This is a genomic window from Providencia rettgeri, assembly GCF_001874625.1.
GTDB lineage: Bacteria > Pseudomonadota > Gammaproteobacteria > Enterobacterales > Enterobacteriaceae > Providencia > Providencia huashanensis.
The window spans coordinates 3,542,792-3,561,608 of record NZ_CP017671.1 but is presented as its reverse complement, the minus strand read 5'-3'; the positions used below and the strand labels follow the sequence as shown (position 1 = coordinate 3,561,608).

Genomic DNA, 18,817 nt, shown 5'->3' with positions numbered 1-18,817 from the left:
ATAACTGTCTTTAATTCATCACAAAATTGTCATTCACTATAGTTATGATTCCGCTGTCTATTATTGATGGTCATACAGTGGAAATATAACAATGCAATATAACAATTCTATTAAGCGTAAGTTCGGTTCTTTATCTTTGTTGGCAGGTTTAATTACTTTTAGCATTTCAGGGTTCGCTCAACAGGAAGTACCAGCAACGCTGGCTGGGCATTCTATTTTGCCTGTTGATTCAACGGTTTCAGCGCCACACAATGCGCCTTCAGGTTTACAAGTTAGCGGTAAATTTACTACGGGGACTCGTGTTGATACTCTCGGTAAAGTCGAAGGTAAATCTGCTGATCGACCAACAGGGATGTCTATTCCAATTAAAGGTCAACCGCGGCAAGGTCATTCAGGTATCAAGCATATGGCTGATGGTACTTATTGGGTTTTGACTGATAACGGCTTTGGTAACAAAGTAAATTCACCAGATTCTATGTTATATATCACGCAATATGATATTGATTTTAAATCAGGTAAAACGACACCATTGAAAACCGTTTTCTTCCATGACCCAAATAAAATTATTCCTTTTCATATTATTAATGAAGACTCAAAAGAACGTTATTTGACGGGGAGTGATTTCGACCCAGAAAGCTTTCAGTTTGCTGATGGTGCGTTATGGGTAGGTGATGAATTTGGCCCTTATTTAATCAAGATGGACCTTGATGGTAAAGTCTTGGCATTGTTTGAAACCCAAGTGAATGGGGGAAAAGTGATTTCTCCAGATCACTACCAAGTAACAACACCAGGCAAACCATCTGATACAGTGGCTTTTCAAGTTAATCGCTCAAAAGGTTTCGAAGGGATGGCATCATCACCGGATGGCTCAAAATTATATCCGATGCTAGAAGGGGCAATTTGGGACGATAAAAAGCAAGACTATGAAAGTGTGGATGGTAAGCGAGCCGCTCGCATTTTGGAATTTGATGTCAAGAAACAAGGTTGGACAGGCAGAAGTTGGTTGTATGTCTTTGAAGATAACCAAAATGCGATTGGTGATTTCAATTTAATTGATGATACCCACGGTTTAATTATTGAGCGTGATAATGGCGAAGGGACAGCTGACAAGGCATGTGCAGCGGGTAGTAGTAACACTGAAAATTGTTTTAGTCATTTAGCGAAATTTAAACGCGTATATCGCATTGAGTTCTCGGATAAAAATGTAGGCGGTGCGGTCGATAAGCAAGCATATATAGATTTGATGCAGATTAAAGACCCGAATAACCAAGCAAGAAAGGCGTTAAACGAGGGCGTATTTACCTTCCCATTCTTTACTATTGAAAATGTGGATATTGTGGATGATGAACATATTATTGTGGGGAATGACAATAATTTCCCATTCTCATCGAGCCGTGACCCTAATAAAGCGGATGACAACGAATTTATTTTACTGAAAGTCCCTGAGTTACTAAAACCTTAATTTATTTTATGCCACTTTAACACGATGTTGGGTGGCATAAACTGATACGCATGTGTTGATCCAATATCTGGTCTTTTAGCTTATTTTCCCTTGGTTTTAATCTTTCCCGAGCTAGAGTCTCGGGATTTTTTATTGGGTATTGAGTACAGGAGGCTTCATCATCAATGTTAGCAGTAAAATAACGACAACAGGGGTAGCAATAATTAAAAATGCTGGGGTGAAGCTGCCTGTAAAATCTTTTATTGCGCCGGCGATAAAAGGGGCCAAACAGGCAATAGTAGAAATTAAATTTACCACGGAAAACAATTCTAAATAAGGGCCACGACCAAAATAGTTAGACAGCAGAACACTCGATGCAAGGAAGGTCATACCATACCCAACACCGACACACAGTACGAATAAAATGAGCCATAACCAAGATGTCGCAATGCTCAGGAAAACCACGCCAAGTACCATAATGATTAGACTACCAATTAATAGTTTTTTAGGTTCTAACCATTCACCAGCAGCTCCACCAATAAACCTTGAGAATGCATTAACAAATGCCATTGTACTAAGTAATGAAACTGCAACGGTCATACCAAACCCGCGCTCCTCAATATGTGCCACGGCAAAGCTGTTGACAGTAATGCCACACCATAAAAAAGAGGTGTAGGTTGCTGCAATTAAATAAAATTGCCATGTACGCAGTGCTCTGCCGACAGTCCATACTTCAGCAGTACGATAAATGGGTTTATTGGCATCACTCACTTGTTTTTGCATCACTTTTTTTGCATGAGCTTGTTCTTGTTTGCCTTCGCGCAACATAAAAATCGTGATTAAAGTAACAATGCTCAGGTAAACGGCGCAAAGTACCCAATGCATACGCCATGAGCCGAGCTGATTAGAGGCATAAAAGTAGATCCATGGGCCTGCTACGCCACCTAACCCGCCTATGGTGAAATACATCCCAAAGGCGAGAGATTGTTTTTCAAATAACCGTGAGAGGACATAAGTCCCTGGAACGGTAGCCAGTAGGGTAAAACCTATCCCAATTAGTGCTGTGCCAAGAAAATAAGTACTGATGGTATGTGTGGAGTATAAGTTATAAAAACCCGTGATAAAGACCAATGTTCCCAACAGTAAAGTGGCGCGTACCCCCATTTTACGGATAAGAAGTGAAGGGAGAAAACTGGCGAGACCACAGGTTAACCCGAGTAAAGTAAAACCGAAGCCTGCTTCGCTCCAGCTCCATTTAAGTTCGCTTATCATCTCCGGTAGTACCACACCCAAAGAGGTAAAGGTTGTTGCGGTGGCTAAAAAGTAAACCAGCCCTAAAAGGATGAGAATGCACCATTGATAAAGCGGACTAAAAGGCTGCGAGGACATATTAACTCCGGTAATGCCGCACACCTTGAAACCAGGATACGTATTGATTGGGTGACGGCCAAAAATAGCAGAATGCCCGAAAACATGTTCGGGCATCGATTAAGCGTTATTTTCGCTATTTATTGCTGAGAGTGCCAGTCTAATTTTGCATTTGCCCACTCAATGCCACTTTTGTACTCATTTGGTAAAAGCGGAATTAGGCTATTAAGGGTTGAAATAAGTTGCTGGTAATCATTATGGGCTAAATTTAAATGACCAACTTTACGGGCAGGGCGTACTTCTTTTTCATACCAGTGTAGGTGAATAAGCGGTAGTTTAAGCCAGTCAAGGTTGATATTAGTGCCAATAAGGTTGACCATAACCGCAGGGCTATAAACCTCAGGGGATGGCATCGGCAAGTTTAAAATTGCCCTTAAATGTAATTCGAATTGGCTAATGGAGGCACCGTTTTGAGTCCAATGCCCACTATTATGAACGCGAGGGGCAATCTCATTGATAAGTAAGTTATCGCCAACCACGAAACATTCCATTGCCATGACACCGATATAACCTAATTCATCCATGACTGCACTTAACATCGCCTGCGCTTGCGCTTGTAATGGAGTAGCAGATTTAGGGAAAGCGACGCTGGTACGCAAGATCCCTTCTTGATGAAGGTTATGGGTGATTGGGTAGAAAACGGACTCCCCTGTTTGGTTGCGTGCGCCAATCACAGACACTTCGCCATCAAAGGGAATGCCTTGCTCAACGATGCACTCACCATAAATTTTTGCGGGCAATTGAGTTTCATCGCCGGGGCGCACTCTCCATTGCCCTCGGCCATCGTAACCGCCAGTTCTACGCTTGACGATGAGAAAGTCCCCTAACGTAGCGAATAGCTCAGGCCATTGTTCTGGTGACTCAAGCCGTGCCCAAGGCGCCGTTGCAAGCTGCAAGCTATCAAATAGGCTTTTTTGTGGGAACCTATCCGCTAGGCGTGGAAAAATATCACGATTAATAAAAGCGTTATGACGTGCGAGTTCTTTTGTTAATGGGGTTTCAGGCCAGCGTTCAATTTCCGCAGTGATCACGCTTTGTTGATAAGGAACCGCCTCAGGTTCCGCATCAAGGCCAACAGGAAAAACAGCGATACCTAATGGCTCGCCCGCTTGGCGAAGCATTCGGCCTAATTGGCCATTACCAAGAACGCAGACGGGCTTCATTAGGCTTCCCTCGGATCTGGGTTGTTTAACACATCATCAGTTTGCGTCGCACGCCATGCAGCGAGGCGATTGAAAACGACGGAGTCACTGATTGCGAGTACTTGAGCGGCTAATAAAGCCGCATTGGCAGCGCCTGCTTTGCCTATAGCTAAGGTCCCAACGGGGACCCCTTTGGGCATTTGTACGATAGAATAGAGGCTATCGACGCCACTGAGTGCAGCACTTTGTACAGGAACGCCAAATACAGGAACTAAGGTTTTCGCTGCTAACATACCCGGTAAATGAGCGGCTCCGCCAGCACCGGCAATAATCACATCAAAGCCATTTTCTTTCGCATTTTCAGCGAAAGAAAACAGTTTGTCTGGGGTGCGGTGTGCTGAGACTATTTCGACATGAAAAGGGAGTTGGAGCTCGGTTAACACATCAGCAGCATGCTGCATGGTTGTCCAGTCACTTTTCGAACCCATAACAATGGCGATTTTTGCCGCAGATTGATCAGAAGCTTGGGCAGTCATTTGGTGCTTTCCTGTATTGAAAAAAACGTCACCCGAAGGCGGAGAATTGAATTGTGCCGATCATATCACGACAAAGCAGCAAGGAAAACGTTTGCGTGATTAATAAATAGGCAATCAGTTGTGTTTACAACCAAGAAGTTGCAGAAGCGTTATTCGAATGGGAAGAAAATGAGTTCGATACCTTGTTGATTGATAACAAAGGCAGAACCTTCATGATGCCATGCACCTAACACGCCACGAAAATGAACTTTACCACCAATATTGATTTCATGAATAGCAGGGCGGTGGGTATGACCGTGGATCATCCATTGGGCTTGGTGCCTTTTTAGTGCGTCAATAACCGCTTGAGGATTAACATCCATGATGGATTCTGCTTTCATACTGCTTGCATACTGGCTATTTTGGCGCATTTTTTGGGCAATGCGGCGGCGAATAAATAAGGGAAGTGCAAGAAAAATACGTTGAACCCATGGAGTATGGACTTTTTTACGGTAGTTTTGATAAGCGGCATCATCAGTGCATAAAGTATCACCGTGTAAAATCAAAATGCGATTACCATAAAGTTCCAGCAATGTTTCTTGGGGCAAAATAGTCATGCCACATTGTTTGGCGTAACGTTTACCCATCAAAAAATCCCGATTTCCGTGAATGAAATAGCAAGGGACTCCCTGACTTGTCAGTGTTTTTAATTCGTTAGCAACAAGTTGATGAAGCGGGCCTTGATCATCATCACCCACCCAATAATTAAAAAAATCACCGAGGATATACAGGCTATCGGCGTGGATGGCTTGCTGTTGAATAAAATTAATAAAACCGGCGGTGATCGCCGGTTCATCTTCACTCAAATGCAAATCTGCAATGATATAAGTGGACATGCGCTCAGGCTTACTCGCTAACTGTCACTTTCTCAATGATTACATCTTCACGAGGAACGTCTTGGTGGAACCCACTGCGACCAGTAGATACCCCTTTGATTTTGTCGACAACGTCCATGCCTTCAACAACCTCTGCAAATACGCAGTAACCCCAGCCATCAGGGCGCTCTGAGCGGAAGTTTAAGAAGTCATTATCAACAACGTTAATAAAAAATTGTGCGGTTGCAGAATGTGGGTCGTTGGTACGAGCCATTGCTAATGTACCACGGCTGTTTTTGACACCGTTGTTAGCTTCATTTTTGATAGGAGCTTTAGTGTTTTTTTGTTCCATGCCGGGCTCAAAACCACCACCTTGGATCATGAAACCATTAATAACACGATGGAAAATGGTATTATTGTAGAAACCTTCACGACAATAAGTTAAAAAGTTTTCGACTGTGACGGGGGCTTTATCGTCAAAGGTTTTGATAACAATGTCACCGTGATTGGTATGAAATGTAACCATAATAGCTATCCTGAATAATTGTTTTTTATGCGCTATCTTGCGAAAGCGTTGAGATCAGCAAGTTTATATCACAGATAAAACCTGACTTGAAGCAGCAGTACGCATTGTAGCTGTTTTATAGCATAATAGGTGCGTCTTAAATACAATGAAAAAACCGATAGTAAAGGTAGGTTAAACCCTTGCATTCTTAAGGTGAACGGGGTTCAATAACATGATATTTTATCGATAGAAATCGATAATCATTTTTCAAATAAAATGGAAAAGTTCAGATGCTGCAAATTTTTAATACACTAAGTCGCCAAAAAGAAGAGTTTAAGCCCATCCACGCAGGTAAGATTGGGATGTATGTGTGTGGCATCACTATCTACGACTTGTGTCATATCGGTCATGGCCGTACATTTGTAGCGTTTGATGCAATTAGCCGTTATTTACGTTATTTAGGTTATGACTTGAATTATGTTCGTAATGTGACTGATATTGACGATAAAATCATTAAACGTGCGGCGGAAAATAATGAAAGCGTTGAAGCGCTGACAACGCGTATGCTGGCTGAAATGCATAAAGATTTCGATGCTTTAAATATCTTGCGCCCAGACAGCGAGCCACGTGCAACACGCCATATTAGTGAAATTATTGAATTAACCCAAAGTTTAATTGAACGTGGACACGCGTATGTTGCAGGTAATGGCGATGTCATGTTTGAGGTAAAAACTGACCCGAATTATGGCTTATTGTCGCGCCAAGATTTAGAACAACTGCAAGCGGGTGCACGCGTTGAAGTTGCGGATGTTAAACGAAATCCAATGGATTTTGTGTTGTGGAAAATGTCCAAACAAGGTGAACCTAGTTGGGAGTCACCTTGGGGTTTAGGTCGCCCAGGCTGGCATATTGAATGTTCCGCGATGAATAGCAAAACGTTAGGTAACCATTTTGATATTCACGGTGGGGGCTCTGACTTAATGTTCCCACACCATGAAAACGAAATTGCACAATCTACCTGTGCCCATGATGGCCCATATGTTAATTATTGGATGCACTCAGGGATGGTGATGGTCGATAGAGAGAAAATGTCTAAATCTCTCAATAACTTTTTTACTATTCGTGATGTGCTTGAATATTACGATGCAGAAACGGTACGTTATTTCTTGTTATCTGGTCATTATCGTAGCCAACTCAATTATACCGAAGAAAATTTAAAGCAGGCTCGTACAGCACTTGAGCGCATGTATACCGCATTACGAGGCACCGATAAATCAGCTGTACCAGCTGGCGGTGAAGAATTTAAAGCTCGTTTTATTGAAGCGATGAATGACGATTTTAATACTCCAGAAGCCTATTCTGTATTGTTTGATATGGTGCGTGAAGTAAACCGCTTGAAATCAGAAGATATGTCAGCGGCCAATGGGATGGCGGCACAACTTCGTGAGCTAGCCGGTGTTCTAGGTTTGTTAGAACAAGACCCAGAAAGTTTCCTAAAAGGTGGCTCACAGACTGAAGATGATGCGGAAGTGGCAAAAATTGAGGCATTAATTCAACAACGGTTAGATGCGCGTCAGAATAAAGATTGGGCACAAGCGGATGCGGCGCGTGATGAACTTACTGCAATGGGGGTGGTGTTGGAGGATGGTGCGGCTGGCACTACGTGGCGTCGCAAATAATACGCGTCATATTTCGCGCTGTGGCGGTGTTGCCATCACTTGGCTACTTGGGTCACATACTTTTGTATGCTCCCCAAGTTATCCGCGTTCGGCGCCTAGCCACAACGCGAACTATTTAGCGTATTAATAAGTGTTAATTTCACGCTGTGGCGGTGTTGCCATCACTTGGCTACTTGGGTCACATACTTTTGTATGCTCCCCAAGTTATCCGCGTTCGGCGCCTAGCCACAACACGAACTATTTAGCGTATTAATAAGTGTTAATTTCACGCTGTGGCGGTGTTGCCATCACTTGGTTACTTGGGTCATATACCTTTGTATGCTCCCCAAGTTATCCGCGTTCGGCGCCTAGCCACAACACGAACTATTTAGCGTATTAATAAGTGTTAATTTCACGCTGTGGCGGTGTTGCCATCACTTGGCTACTTGGGTCACATACCTTTGTATGCTCCCCGAGTTATCCGCTTTCGGTGCCTAGCCACAATACGAACTATTTAGCGTATTAATAAGTGTTAATTTCACGCTGTGGCGGTGTTGTCATCACTTGGCTACTTGGGTCACATACTTTTGTATGCTCCCCAAGTTATCCGCGTTCGGCGCCTAGCCACAACACGAACTATTTAGCGTATTAATAAGAATCAACTTCACGTTGTGGCGGTGTTGCCATCACTTGGCTACTTGGGTCACATACTTTTGTATGCTCCCCAAGTTATCCGCGTTCAGCGCCTAGCAATAACATTAAATATTCAGCATATTAATATAAGTTTTATTTCAAATATAAATTGAGTTAAAAATAAAGCGTTAGATATTTAAGCGGTTAGGTAGTGATATCTAACCGTTTTTATTTTGTTCTAGATAAAAGCCCCCCAATTAAGGGGGGAATAAGACTACCAACAGGGACTAGGAATGGAACTTAAATTGGTATGACTAAGCGATACTTGCCATTTCTTGTTGAGCTTCTTTAGGGGTTGCTTTTTTGACAATGGCATAAAGCACACCTGAAACCACTGTGCCAACTACTATCGCGAATAAATACATCAATACATGATTAATGGCTCCGGGTATTAACAGCACAAATAGACCCCCGTGAGGTGCCATCAACTGAATACCAAAGTACATGGATAACGCTCCAGTTATTGCGCCACCAATGATACAAACAGGGAGAACACGGATAGGGTCTTTTGCTGCAAAGGGAATGGCTCCTTCAGAAATAAAGCATAATCCTAGAACAAATGAAGCTTTGCCTGCCTCACGTTCCGCTGGAACAAATTTATGACGAGCCAAAAAGGTTGCAATACCCATTGCAAGAGGGGGAACCATTCCTGCTGCCATAATCGCTGCCATTGGCGCATAAGTTTGTGAACTTAACAGGCCCACACCAAAAGCATAGGCAGCTTTATTGACCGGGCCTCCCATATCAGTGCACATCATTGCACCGAGAATCGCCCCTAAGATCACGGCATTGGTGGTTCCCATCGTATTTAGCCAGTTTGTTAGCCAATCCATTAACCAAGCGACGGGATGCCCTATTACATAGATCATGGCTAGGCCGGTCACTAAGGTAGAAATTAGTGGCACGATTAAAATTGGTTTTAGTGCCTCCATTGTTTGCGGTAATTTTAATCGAGTACTAATAAAATGAGCACTGTAACCCGCAAGGAAGCCAGAAATAATCCCACCTAAGAACCCAGCACCTAAAGTGGTTGCAAGTACACCGCCGACTAGACCTGGCGTTAAACCAGTCCTATCAGCAATAGAGTAGGCGATATAACCGGATAGCACTGGCACCATCAACGCGAGAGCTGTTTGTCCACCAATTAGGCTAAGTGCCCAAGCCAGTGACCCTTCAATGTTGGAAGCGTCCAAACCAAAAGCAAATGACAGTGCGGTGCACAGACCTCCGGCAACAACCATCGGAAGCATATAAGACACTCCAGTGAGTAAGTGTTTATATATTCCACGTTTTTCATTGGTTTTATGTGATTGCGAGGAGGGGGTTCCACATTGTGGCGTGAATAGACTCGCTTCTTCTATAGCTTTATCCATTACTTGAGCTGTTTTTTTCAATGCCGCACTGGTGGAGGTGCGGTACATTTTTTTCCCCGCAAATTTATCAACATTGACTTCAATGTCTGCCGCGACGATAACAAGATCGGCCCGTTCTATTTCTTCTGGTGTAATTTCGTTTCCTACACCGACGGAACCTCGAGTTTCTACTTTTATATGCCAGCCACGTTTTTTGGCTTCAGTTTCAAGAGCTTCTGCTGACATATAGGTATGTGCAACCCCTGTAGGGCAGGCGGTAACTGCCAGAACAGATAGAGGAGATGAATGAGAAGGTGCTGAAGCATTTTCTGTTAAGAATATAGCTTGGCTAAGAGCTGCTGAAAGAAATTCAGCAGGTTGCCTAATTGCGTGCTCAGGAAGGCCAAAATAAACTTTTTTATCGATGCAAGGAAAGTTATCAGGTAGTTGATTTTCAAAACAAATGATAATATCGGCATCTGAAAGTTGTTCTGTAAACGTAATATTTTGGCTAGCAGATATTTTTTTTAAGGCATCAATAGCCAGCCAGACAATAGCAGGACCTTGTTGATGACTCGGAGCGATTAGTATTTTCATCATGTTTACCCTTATTCTACTGTAAACGGCTGTAAGTCAATTTGAGCCATCATGCGTGCAAGTTGAGCTCTGTTAGTAACACCAACATTAGGTTGTGAGACTGCGAGTGCGGATACCGCTGTAGCAAGACGTAAGGTATGTTCACTAGTTTGGCTCATTAATAAGCCATAGATTAGCCCGCCAACCATGGAGTCTCCGGCACCAACAGTACTGATAACTTCGCATTTAGGTGGTTTTGCAAACCAAGCCCCTGATGCGTTAACCCACATAGCACCTTCTTCACCCAAAGAAACGACAACATGGGCAATACCTTGCTGCCGGAGCTGATTCGCGGCCTCAACAATTTCTTGATGGGTAGATAGTGCTCTGCCTGCCCAAATTTCTAATTCACGGTGATTGGGTTTGACTAGCCAAGGTAATGCTTTTAAGCCTGCGACAAAGGCTTCGCGACTACTATCAAAAATCACACACATGCATTGTTCACGCAGGCGGCGCATCCATTGGGTAAAATCATTTAAGTCGACGCCTTGAGGTAAACTTCCGCTAACACAAATCATATCGAATTGCCCAGCCCAGCTTAGTGAGTCTGTTACGAAACGCTGCCAATCTGCTTTGGTAATGCTAAAACCTGAAAAATTGAAATCAGTCACAGACCCAGCTTGCTCTGTGAGTTTCACATTAATTCGTGTACGTCCTTCAACGACTTGGAAGCGATTCGCGATACCCGTTTCACTAAAGACTTTTTGAAAGCCATCTTGGTTTTCTTTTCCTAAAAAACCACCGACGGTGACATCAATATCTAAATTTTTAAGTACTTTGGCGACATTGATCCCTTTTCCTGCTGCGTGAAGACCTGCAGTTTTAACTAAATTCACATCACCACGATGGATATCAGTTAACAGACCAACTAAGTCATAAGCTGGGTTTAAAGTGATAGTTGCAACTCTTCTACTCATGGAATTTGTTCTCCAAGTCCGGAATTAATGGCTTCGCCAATCGTGCTTATCGCTTGCTGTGCATCAACTCCTTCTGCGTGAATTCGTAAACGATGGCCACATTTAGCGCCTAAACTGACTATTTTCATTAAACTACGCCCATTAACAGGTACTGCTGTCCCATCAAGGTTACTGACGGTGATTGTGCTTTCGAATTTTTTAATAGTGCTGACTAACAGGGTACTTGGACGAGTATGCAAGCCATGTGGATTCATAATGGTAAAATCTTGAGTGATCCCAGACTGGCTTGGTTCTATAAGTGAATCGGAGGGGGAAGGGGAGTTTGTGTTTTGTTCATTTGTAAAGCGTGAAACTAAAGAGTTAACGTTATCATTTTTTAAAATATGACTGATTTGTTGGTTTTGTAATAACTGACTTACTTTTGATAGAAATGACTCAACTTGGTTATTCGCATAAGAAATGGTGATTAAGGCTTTGACTGGATGCTCTTGAAAATGAAAGGTGTTTTTGGCGACCGATAACGCAATACCATTTTGAATGTTCCCAACAGGGCTATCACTTAGCCAAATACCTTGTCCAAGGTAATAAGGTGTTTCAGTGAGCACTTGCGTAATAAAGTCAGTACTCACTATTTGGGCATTTTGTAGGTTAATAATATTTTGTATTTTCAGTGTATTAATATTATCTGCATGGGCATTAATAGTAACCATCGTATCGTCAAATTTTAATGGCTGAATTTGGCTTTCTCCCATTAATAATTGCTTTAGTGCTTTAGGTGTATTTGCCTTTACCATTGCTTGCGCAATATTTTCATCACTAATAACGTGGGTCAATTGGCGAAGCAATTCTAAATGTTCATTAGATTGAGCTGCAATACCAATGACAATGTAAGCAGTTTGCCCATCGCCCCATTCAACACCATGAGGAAATTGGAATACAGAGAAACCCGTTTTTAATACTTGGTCTCGAGTGTCTGTTGTCCCATGAGGAATAGCAATCCCATTGCCTAAAAAAGTGGGGGCTTGCAGTTCTCGATTAAGCATCCCTTTTACATAACCACTTTTAACATAACCTGAGTTTTCTAATGCTAGAGCCACTTGTTCAATGGCACTCTTTTTGTCAGTTGCTGATGCAGCAAGATGGATATCATTAATTGATAGGCTAAACATAATTTCTCCTGATTATTTAGTGATAACCGGACCAGCCAGAAAGAATGCTTACGAGCAGATCTGATTGTTTGTTAATCATGTTATCGTTAACAACGATAGCTGAATCGTTTAGTCTTGTCTATGGAATAGAAGAAAATCATGTTGAAATTGAGATCTAAGTTAAATTTTTTAACTTAAATAAATACGTTTTATAAGGAGAGTTTTATTGCGAGCTGAAGTGTTGCTGAAATTATTTTCTTATCAAAAACAAAGAATAATGTTTTTTTAAAAAGGCAGGGGATAAAAAATATCTCAAAATAAATTGTTGATGGTTTACTTGGAAATGAGCTAACAGATAAAGGGGTGTTATGATGGGGGTAAAGAGGGAGGTGGGTAAGCTGAATGGCTCAGCTTACCCAAATAAACTATTCTTCAACTCTGACTGTTTCACTACCCATTGAAACGGTTTTTCCAGCCAAAATTTTGCAGCGTTTACGTGTTTCAACGACGCCGTCGACTTGTACTAAGCCATCAGCAATCATTGCTTTAGCCATTGCGCCACTTTCAGCCCAGCCTTGAATTTTTAGCAAATCGCACAGTTCGACGTGCGGATGCCCATCAAGATTGAAAATTTCCATTGTTGCTCCAGATTACATTAAATATCGTGGTACTCTTCACACGCTTGTAACGTGTTTTGAATCAGGGTTGCTACGGTCATTGGCCCAACTCCACCGGGAACGGGGGTTATCCAAGATGCGCGTTTTGACGCCTCATCAAAATCAATATCCCCTGTTACTTTACCATTTTCTAAACGGTTAATACCAACATCAACAACGATAGCACCAGATTTAATCCACTCTCCTGGAATAAAATTAGGCTTACCAACCGCAACAACAAGTAAGTCTGCATTGCGCACATGTTGTTCTAAGTCTTGGGTAAAACGATGGGTAACGGTTGTGGTGCAACCTGCTAATAGTAGCTCTAGGCTCATTGGGCGACCAACGATGTTAGATGCGCCAATAATAACGGCATTTAAACCGTGTGTATTGATATTATAGCGTTCTAGCAACGTAACGATGCCCCTTGGTGTGCAAGGGCGTAAGCGAGGTGCTCGCTGGCAAAGGCGACCCACATTGTAGGGGTGGAAGCCATCAACATCTTTGTCTGGATGAATGCGTTCAATAACTTTAACGTTATCAATGCCCGCAGGTAATGGCAATTGAACTAAGATCCCATCAATTTGGGTATCTTGGTTTAAATCGTCAATCAGTTTTAGTAATTCCGCTTCTGACGTTGTATCAGGTAAATCATAGGAACGCGAAATAAAACCGACTTCTTCACAAGCACGACGCTTACTGCCAACATAGATTTGCGAGGCAGGGTTGGCACCGACTAAAATAACGGCAAGCCCTGGAGCGCGTTTTCCTTGTTCTAAACGTAACTGTACTTTTTGGGCAACTTCTTGCCTAATTGTCTGCGCAATCGTTTTCCCATCAATAATTTTTGCTAACATCTGTAACTTAATCCATATATGAGACACGGTAATATCTCTATTTTGTCAGAACTTCACACTATTGTCAGTTCAAACTGTTACATAAATTGAGCATCTAGTAATTTTAGTAGCGAAAAGCCATTGACTCGGCGCTCAGCAACCGTATAATTCAACGCCATCAGCCATATAGGCTACCTGCATTATCAATGCGCCCTTAGCTCAGTTGGATAGAGCAACGGCCTTCTAAGCCGTAGGTCACAGGTTCGAATCCTGTAGGGCGTACCATTTAAAATCAATGAGTTATGTAATTTTAAAAAGAAGCCCGCAAGAGATGCGGGTCAAGTAACGGGTCAAGTTAGTATTACAGCTTTTCGCTCCTGACCCACTCTTCATAAACGTGTTCTGGCCAACCTAAAAACGTACCGCCTTTAGTTCTTTCTGGTTTAGGAAACTCATTTCGTTTAGCGTACATTCTCCAAATTGTAGGTTTACTCTTTCCTGTCAACTGGATCATTTCTTTCCATTTAATGTATCTTGATGTTGTATGGGTCGAATTACTTTGAATTCTATCACTCATAATTATCTCCACATCTGCCACATACAGATTTAAAAATTAAATATCGTCGTTAACTGGTTTAATTAAATGCTGGTGGATAATAGACACATACTTAGCCTGATGGATTGCATCAGCTAATGCGTTGTGTTGCTCACCTTCGAACTGAAGTGTTTTCTTTGGATCAATAGCAGCGTTACGGCCTAGTTCTACAATGGTACGAACATCACGGTTATTATAAAATTTCCAGAACGGGTTAAAATCACATGCAGCGTAAGCGCTAGCTAAGGCAACATTGTCAAAATCACTACCGTTACCCCACACACATACATTGTCAGATAAATGCTCTTCAGCGAAAGCGGATAGGGCGAGTAATGCCGATTGAATAGTTCTAGAATCTTCATCAACGATAGCTGCTCTTGCTTCACTACTTTGTCTCATCCACCAAAGAACTGTATCTGCATCAATATGTAGGCCGAGCTTTTCGCAACTAACCAGATCAACAGTCAAATAGAATTCGGGACCTAATTCACCCGTTGAGGGTTCAAAAGCCACTGCACCAATAGAAACAATAGCGGCATTGCCTTTATTGCTCATCGTTTCCAGATCTACCATTAAGTGTTTAAATTTCATTACGTCGCTCCAATTCAGTTTTAATCCATTCTTCAGCTTGTTCATTGCATGCAAGAACATCACCCATCATTAATTCAATATCAATTGACTCATTTGCTACGTGAGATAACAGACTCATGAATTTAGCGAATTCTTTTAAATCGCAATCAATAAAGTTAGCTCGATAAGCACTAATTAAATGATTACGCGCAAACAGAACGCCAAGTTTCATTTGTTCTTTGTTGAATTGTTCTCCCTGTAATTGCTTAATTTCTTGTTGCATTTTGGTGCATTTGTCAGCCAATTTAACTACTAAACTAATTAAGGTTGAATTTTCTTGCTCCCTTACATTAAGTAACTTATGCCATTCAGCATCATCAGCACAGAAGGCTTCAATTAATTTAGTGCTATCTTCGTTTGCTTGAGATATTTTCTCAACATGCTCACACAGATCAATTAATTGGTCACTCCATACAGAACATTTTGCAATTTGATATCTACGGGTTAATAACGCATCGGCCTTCAATTCTTTAGCTAATTCAAGCATTTTATTATTCATAATCACACTCGCTTAAATTCAATAACCCACACCCACGGATTACTTTCAAAATTACAGTCAGGTTTACTAACTGAATCCCATAAATGACGAAACCAACAAAATGCATCTGTACTGCCGCCAGTTAACTCTCTCTCCAGCGGGTAGCCTTCGGCTTTTAAATCATCGTCGCTAGCTGCTTGTAATCGCTCTACTCGAACATCAGTAATTTCTAGCGTTATACGTGAAGCCCAGCGAGGCATGTGTATTGATGGTCGCCATGTTCCATCATATTTATGATTATCAGTATAGGGCTTCCATTCGGCATCATCAGGAATGGACCATAAACCGTAATCACCGTTCTTTTGCTCACAAGAGGCCTTATAAATTCTGGCTGCTTCTTCTGATTCATAAACAATTTGGTCATTCCAATCGACACAAATCCCATCTTCGTTGCCAAGCAACGCAAAAGTCTCACGAACCCAAAGGCGATCACCAACTCGCCCATACTCATAATTAATTGTACTTAGCGGCTTTTCAGAACCAATCATTGACCAGTGAAAGAAACCATCATCACAAAGCTTTATTTCTTGGCTGGGGTGTCTCTGGTGTTTAACTATTCTACGAGTTTGAGTTTTACGGCCATCAAGGATGGCGCGTACCATTTCTGAGTTAAAAATAATTCCGCGCTCTTTCATGCTTAATCCCTTAACGATTCGTAAGTTAATTTCATTTCTTGATAAAGTTTTTTGCCTTCGCCAGCTTCGTAGAGGTCTTTCCATTTCTCCCAATTATCAATAACAGCAGACCACTGAGGTGAGCATGCTTTCATTTCATGTAATTGGCTTGCTAGTTCAGGTACGGCTTCTAGTAATCGAATGCAGCGGCCTAAATCAGCACCATCCCAAGGGTAATGATGTGGAGCGCTAAATTGACCAGAAAGAACGGAAGCCATATATTTAGAACTCAAACCTACATCGTCACTAGCAAGCCATGCAGCAAGGCCCATACCTTCAGAAGCTTTAACAAGCGGCTTTTTGAATTCATCACAAACCAATGTTGCAGCCTTAATAATGGCATTCATATAACGAGGTTCAGCAGGTATGCCGGGTATTTGTTTTTCTATTTCATTAGAAATAGCGGAAATTAAATTAATTTGGCTAAGCTGCATAATTTATACCCTCATTAATCCCAACCATTGCTATAACAAATACCTTCTGGTGACTCATCCCACACCAAGAAACTTCCACCGTAATAAAGAGCTAAGACTAATTTGTCGAAACGGGAATATGCTTTAACTATTTTCTTACCTAAAATCCTGTCATTTACCTTACCCCCAATTAACTCATAAACATTATTACCATCCTGCAGTAGAGGTTCGCTGCGGTAACCCCCTGTACGTTGAATACTTAAATGGAAACTATAATCACAGCTATATGCGCTAACTGAATTAGACGAGTATCTTGATGTTGACTTTTCTTCTGGATGTATGCCGACTTGAATAAACCCATCATGCTCATCATTAATAAAGACTTGCGGTGACTCCCATTGGTTTTCCATTGCTGATTCACTATTATCTTCAATAAACGCTTCCCATAAATCAGAGGCTTTAATGTATTTAGGGCACTCCTCTTCACTAGTGAAGTCTTTTACTAAAGAAATAACTTTTTCCTGTAAGTCCATTTCGATTCCTGAGTTTTCCCAAGAGTTGCGCATTTTCTCAGTAACCAGCGTGTTGTATTTTTTCAAATCAACCATATCTTCTATATTGTTTGGCAGGGCACTTTCCATTGCTTTTTTAAGTGCTTTGCCAAAATCACCATAGGAACGAAAGGCATCATCAACAACACTGGTAAATAATTTAGTGATACCTTTATCAATAATTTCCACGGCCTGTTCGCTATTAGCAAACTCAACACAACGTTGAGTTAATAATTCACGTAATGTTAATTCTTTAGACATAATTAATACTCCACACAAATTTAGATAATAAGATTCCGTCTCTTAATAAAGAGAATTAAATTCCTTGGTGTTGGTTAAATAGTTATTCTGTTTTTTCTTTATATTTTAATAATTCGATTAATAGCTCGATGGTATTAACCATGTGAAACATAAATACAGCGTTTGTGTATCGATAGCGAAAAACTTTATCCCCGTCATAGTCTATTTCCATTAACGGTTTGATATTTTTAAAATCAAAATCATCAGTAAGTTTAAAGCTAATATCAAAGGTACTTAATTCAATTAAACAAACTTTAAAATGATTATCAATTGAATCTTTAACTTGCTCACTGATTAAATTAAGTTCAGCATCATATTTTAGAGTTTCTAGCTTTTTATCAAGCTTACGTTGCAGCAAAAGGAAATTGCCAGGATAAAGGTCATGACCAAAGCACTCTGCTGGTGGTTGGTTATCAATGTGGTTAGATAACCGTGTTGTAATCCCATTCTTTGCATCATCAATGTGAAAAGTTTCAGTTTTTACAGTACCGCAAGCTTTCACTAAACTACCTAATAGTGCTTGGTGGTCTGGCTTTCGCGTTGTGGACACAAACAGGAAACCCTTTTTAACATGGTACAGAGCAGTGATGATTTTTGTTTTAGTTAAAGCAATCTTTAGCATTTCTTCTATTGCAACATGTTTTAGCTCCGCTTCAAGAAAGTCATCGATACCTTGTTCTTTCAATTTTTCAATGCGTCTATTGACTTCAAATGTAATAGCAGCTTTAGGAATTATCTTTTCATCAATACGAAAAGTAATAATATAGCCACCTTCAATTGGCGTAACTAATTCACCTGTGATTTTATTAGGAATAAAACCATAGCTGATAGAGTGTGATTCTAAAATATCAACAAAAGGTAATTTTTTTAAATGATTTTCTAAAGCTTCAGCGCTGGGTAATTCAGCCTTAAAAATAACACAGCTAGTAATTGGAAAACGTTTCATTTATTTTTTTCCTCAAATATAATTAACTCCACACAATAAATAAGACCACTGACAATATATAAAGATATATTACCTAGTATGGACTGACATAAAGTCAGTGGCCTTATGTATTATGAAAAAGGGCGGTGCGATACCGCCAAAAACTACAAGGGTCAATCACTAGCAGTGGCAATACTATTTTCAGCTAAGATACGCTGATAAATTTCTTCACGATGTACAGCAACATCTTTTGGGGCTTCAATACCAATCCGCACTTGGTTACCGTTCAGACCCAAAACAGTGACTTTAATATCATCACCAATCATTAAAGTTTCACCGACTCGACGAGTTAAAATAAGCATTCCCATACTAAGCACTCCACACAGTTA

Annotated in this window: 20 protein-coding genes and 1 tRNA gene; 3 read left to right on the top strand and 18 right to left on the bottom strand. The window is 41.1% G+C overall.

The window, feature by feature from the left end:
- The first annotated feature begins 91 nt into the window (after positions 1 to 91).
- Positions 92 to 1,462, top strand: coding sequence for an esterase-like activity of phytase family protein (locus RB151_RS16630; protein WP_071548525.1), 1,371 nt, complete (start codon positions 92 to 94; stop codon positions 1,460 to 1,462).
- Positions 1,463 to 1,591: 129 nt separating this feature from the next.
- On the opposite strand, the gene RB151_RS16625 is transcribed toward RB151_RS16630, so the two are convergent.
- The 5 genes from RB151_RS16625 to ppiB form a co-directional block, all read right to left on the bottom strand.
- Positions 1,592 to 2,830 (bottom strand): CynX/NimT family MFS transporter, encoded by a 1,239-nt coding sequence (locus tag RB151_RS16625; RefSeq protein ID WP_042848096.1) that lies wholly within the window; start codon positions 2,828 to 2,830, stop codon positions 1,592 to 1,594.
- 119 nt (positions 2,831 to 2,949) lie between these two features.
- A complete protein-coding gene (gene purK / locus RB151_RS16620) occupies positions 2,950 to 4,032 on the bottom strand; it encodes a 5-(carboxyamino)imidazole ribonucleotide synthase (RefSeq protein ID WP_071548524.1) in 1,083 nt (360 codons plus the stop codon).
- Positions 4,032 to 4,547 carry a 5-(carboxyamino)imidazole ribonucleotide mutase gene (gene purE / locus RB151_RS16615; RefSeq protein ID WP_048608054.1) on the bottom strand — a complete coding sequence of 172 codons (516 nt, stop codon included), beginning with the start codon at positions 4,545 to 4,547 and terminating at the stop codon, positions 4,032 to 4,034. Before purE ends, purK begins: the two co-directional genes overlap by 1 nt.
- Positions 4,548 to 4,696: 149 nt before the next feature.
- Entirely contained in the window at positions 4,697 to 5,422 is a 726-nt protein-coding gene (gene lpxH, locus RB151_RS16610; protein ID WP_042848091.1) for a UDP-2,3-diacylglucosamine diphosphatase, read from the bottom strand.
- A gap of 10 nt (positions 5,423 to 5,432) precedes the next feature.
- Positions 5,433 to 5,927 carry a peptidylprolyl isomerase B gene (gene ppiB, locus RB151_RS16605; protein WP_042848090.1) on the bottom strand — a complete coding sequence of 165 codons (495 nt, stop codon included), beginning with the start codon at positions 5,925 to 5,927 and terminating at the stop codon, positions 5,433 to 5,435.
- 269 nt (positions 5,928 to 6,196) lie between these two features.
- Between ppiB and cysS the strand changes: the two genes are divergently transcribed.
- Entirely contained in the window at positions 6,197 to 7,585 is a 1,389-nt protein-coding gene (gene cysS / locus RB151_RS16600; RefSeq protein WP_071548523.1) for a cysteine--tRNA ligase, read from the top strand.
- Between the two features lie 926 nt (positions 7,586 to 8,511).
- On the opposite strand, the gene fruA is transcribed toward cysS, so the two are convergent.
- From fruA to folD, 5 genes are all read right to left on the bottom strand, one after another.
- Entirely contained in the window at positions 8,512 to 10,206 is a 1,695-nt protein-coding gene (gene fruA / locus RB151_RS16595) for a PTS fructose transporter subunit IIBC (RefSeq protein ID WP_071548522.1), read from the bottom strand.
- 11 nt (positions 10,207 to 10,217) lie between these two features.
- Positions 10,218 to 11,162 (bottom strand): 1-phosphofructokinase, encoded by a 945-nt coding sequence (fruK, locus tag RB151_RS16590; protein WP_042845343.1) that lies wholly within the window; start codon positions 11,160 to 11,162, stop codon positions 10,218 to 10,220.
- Entirely contained in the window at positions 11,159 to 12,331 is a 1,173-nt protein-coding gene (gene fruB / locus RB151_RS16585) for a fused PTS fructose transporter subunit IIA/HPr protein (RefSeq protein ID WP_071548521.1), read from the bottom strand. The genes fruK and fruB overlap by 4 nt, the downstream gene beginning before the upstream one ends.
- A gap of 404 nt (positions 12,332 to 12,735) precedes the next feature.
- Entirely contained in the window at positions 12,736 to 12,948 is a 213-nt protein-coding gene (ybcJ, locus tag RB151_RS16580) for a ribosome-associated protein YbcJ (protein ID WP_071548520.1), read from the bottom strand.
- Between the two features lie 17 nt (positions 12,949 to 12,965).
- Positions 12,966 to 13,823 (bottom strand): bifunctional methylenetetrahydrofolate dehydrogenase/methenyltetrahydrofolate cyclohydrolase FolD, encoded by an 858-nt coding sequence (folD, locus tag RB151_RS16575; protein ID WP_071548519.1) that lies wholly within the window; start codon positions 13,821 to 13,823, stop codon positions 12,966 to 12,968.
- A 187-nt stretch (positions 13,824 to 14,010) separates the two neighbouring features.
- On the opposite strand from folD, the gene RB151_RS16570 reads away from it, so the two are divergent.
- Positions 14,011 to 14,087, top strand: a tRNA-Arg gene (locus RB151_RS16570).
- Between the two features lie 76 nt (positions 14,088 to 14,163).
- Here RB151_RS16570 and RB151_RS16565 read toward each other — a convergent pair.
- The 8 genes from RB151_RS16565 to csrA form a co-directional block, all read right to left on the bottom strand.
- Entirely contained in the window at positions 14,164 to 14,379 is a 216-nt protein-coding gene (locus RB151_RS16565; RefSeq protein WP_071548518.1) for a helix-turn-helix transcriptional regulator, read from the bottom strand.
- A gap of 36 nt (positions 14,380 to 14,415) precedes the next feature.
- Positions 14,416 to 14,988 (bottom strand): 3'-5' exonuclease, encoded by a 573-nt coding sequence (locus RB151_RS16560; protein ID WP_071548517.1) that lies wholly within the window; start codon positions 14,986 to 14,988, stop codon positions 14,416 to 14,418.
- Complete coding sequence (locus RB151_RS16555) at positions 14,978 to 15,526, bottom strand: hypothetical protein (protein WP_071548516.1); 549 nt, start codon at positions 15,524 to 15,526, stop codon at positions 14,978 to 14,980. The genes RB151_RS16560 and RB151_RS16555 overlap by 11 nt, the downstream gene beginning before the upstream one ends.
- Positions 15,527 to 15,528: 2 nt before the next feature.
- Positions 15,529 to 16,200 (bottom strand): hypothetical protein, encoded by a 672-nt coding sequence (locus RB151_RS16550; RefSeq protein WP_071548515.1) that lies wholly within the window; start codon positions 16,198 to 16,200, stop codon positions 15,529 to 15,531.
- Positions 16,201 to 16,202: 2 nt separating this feature from the next.
- A complete protein-coding gene (locus tag RB151_RS16545; protein WP_081363970.1) occupies positions 16,203 to 16,673 on the bottom strand; it encodes a hypothetical protein in 471 nt (156 codons plus the stop codon).
- Between the two features lie 14 nt (positions 16,674 to 16,687).
- Positions 16,688 to 17,464 carry a hypothetical protein gene (locus tag RB151_RS16540; protein ID WP_071548513.1) on the bottom strand — a complete coding sequence of 259 codons (777 nt, stop codon included), beginning with the start codon at positions 17,462 to 17,464 and terminating at the stop codon, positions 16,688 to 16,690.
- A gap of 82 nt (positions 17,465 to 17,546) precedes the next feature.
- Positions 17,547 to 18,449, bottom strand: coding sequence for a recombination-associated protein RdgC (gene rdgC / locus RB151_RS16535; RefSeq protein WP_071548512.1), 903 nt, complete (start codon positions 18,447 to 18,449; stop codon positions 17,547 to 17,549).
- A gap of 152 nt (positions 18,450 to 18,601) precedes the next feature.
- Entirely contained in the window at positions 18,602 to 18,790 is a 189-nt protein-coding gene (gene csrA, locus RB151_RS16530; RefSeq protein ID WP_071548870.1) for a carbon storage regulator CsrA, read from the bottom strand.
- Between the last annotated feature and the right edge of the window lie 27 nt (positions 18,791 to 18,817).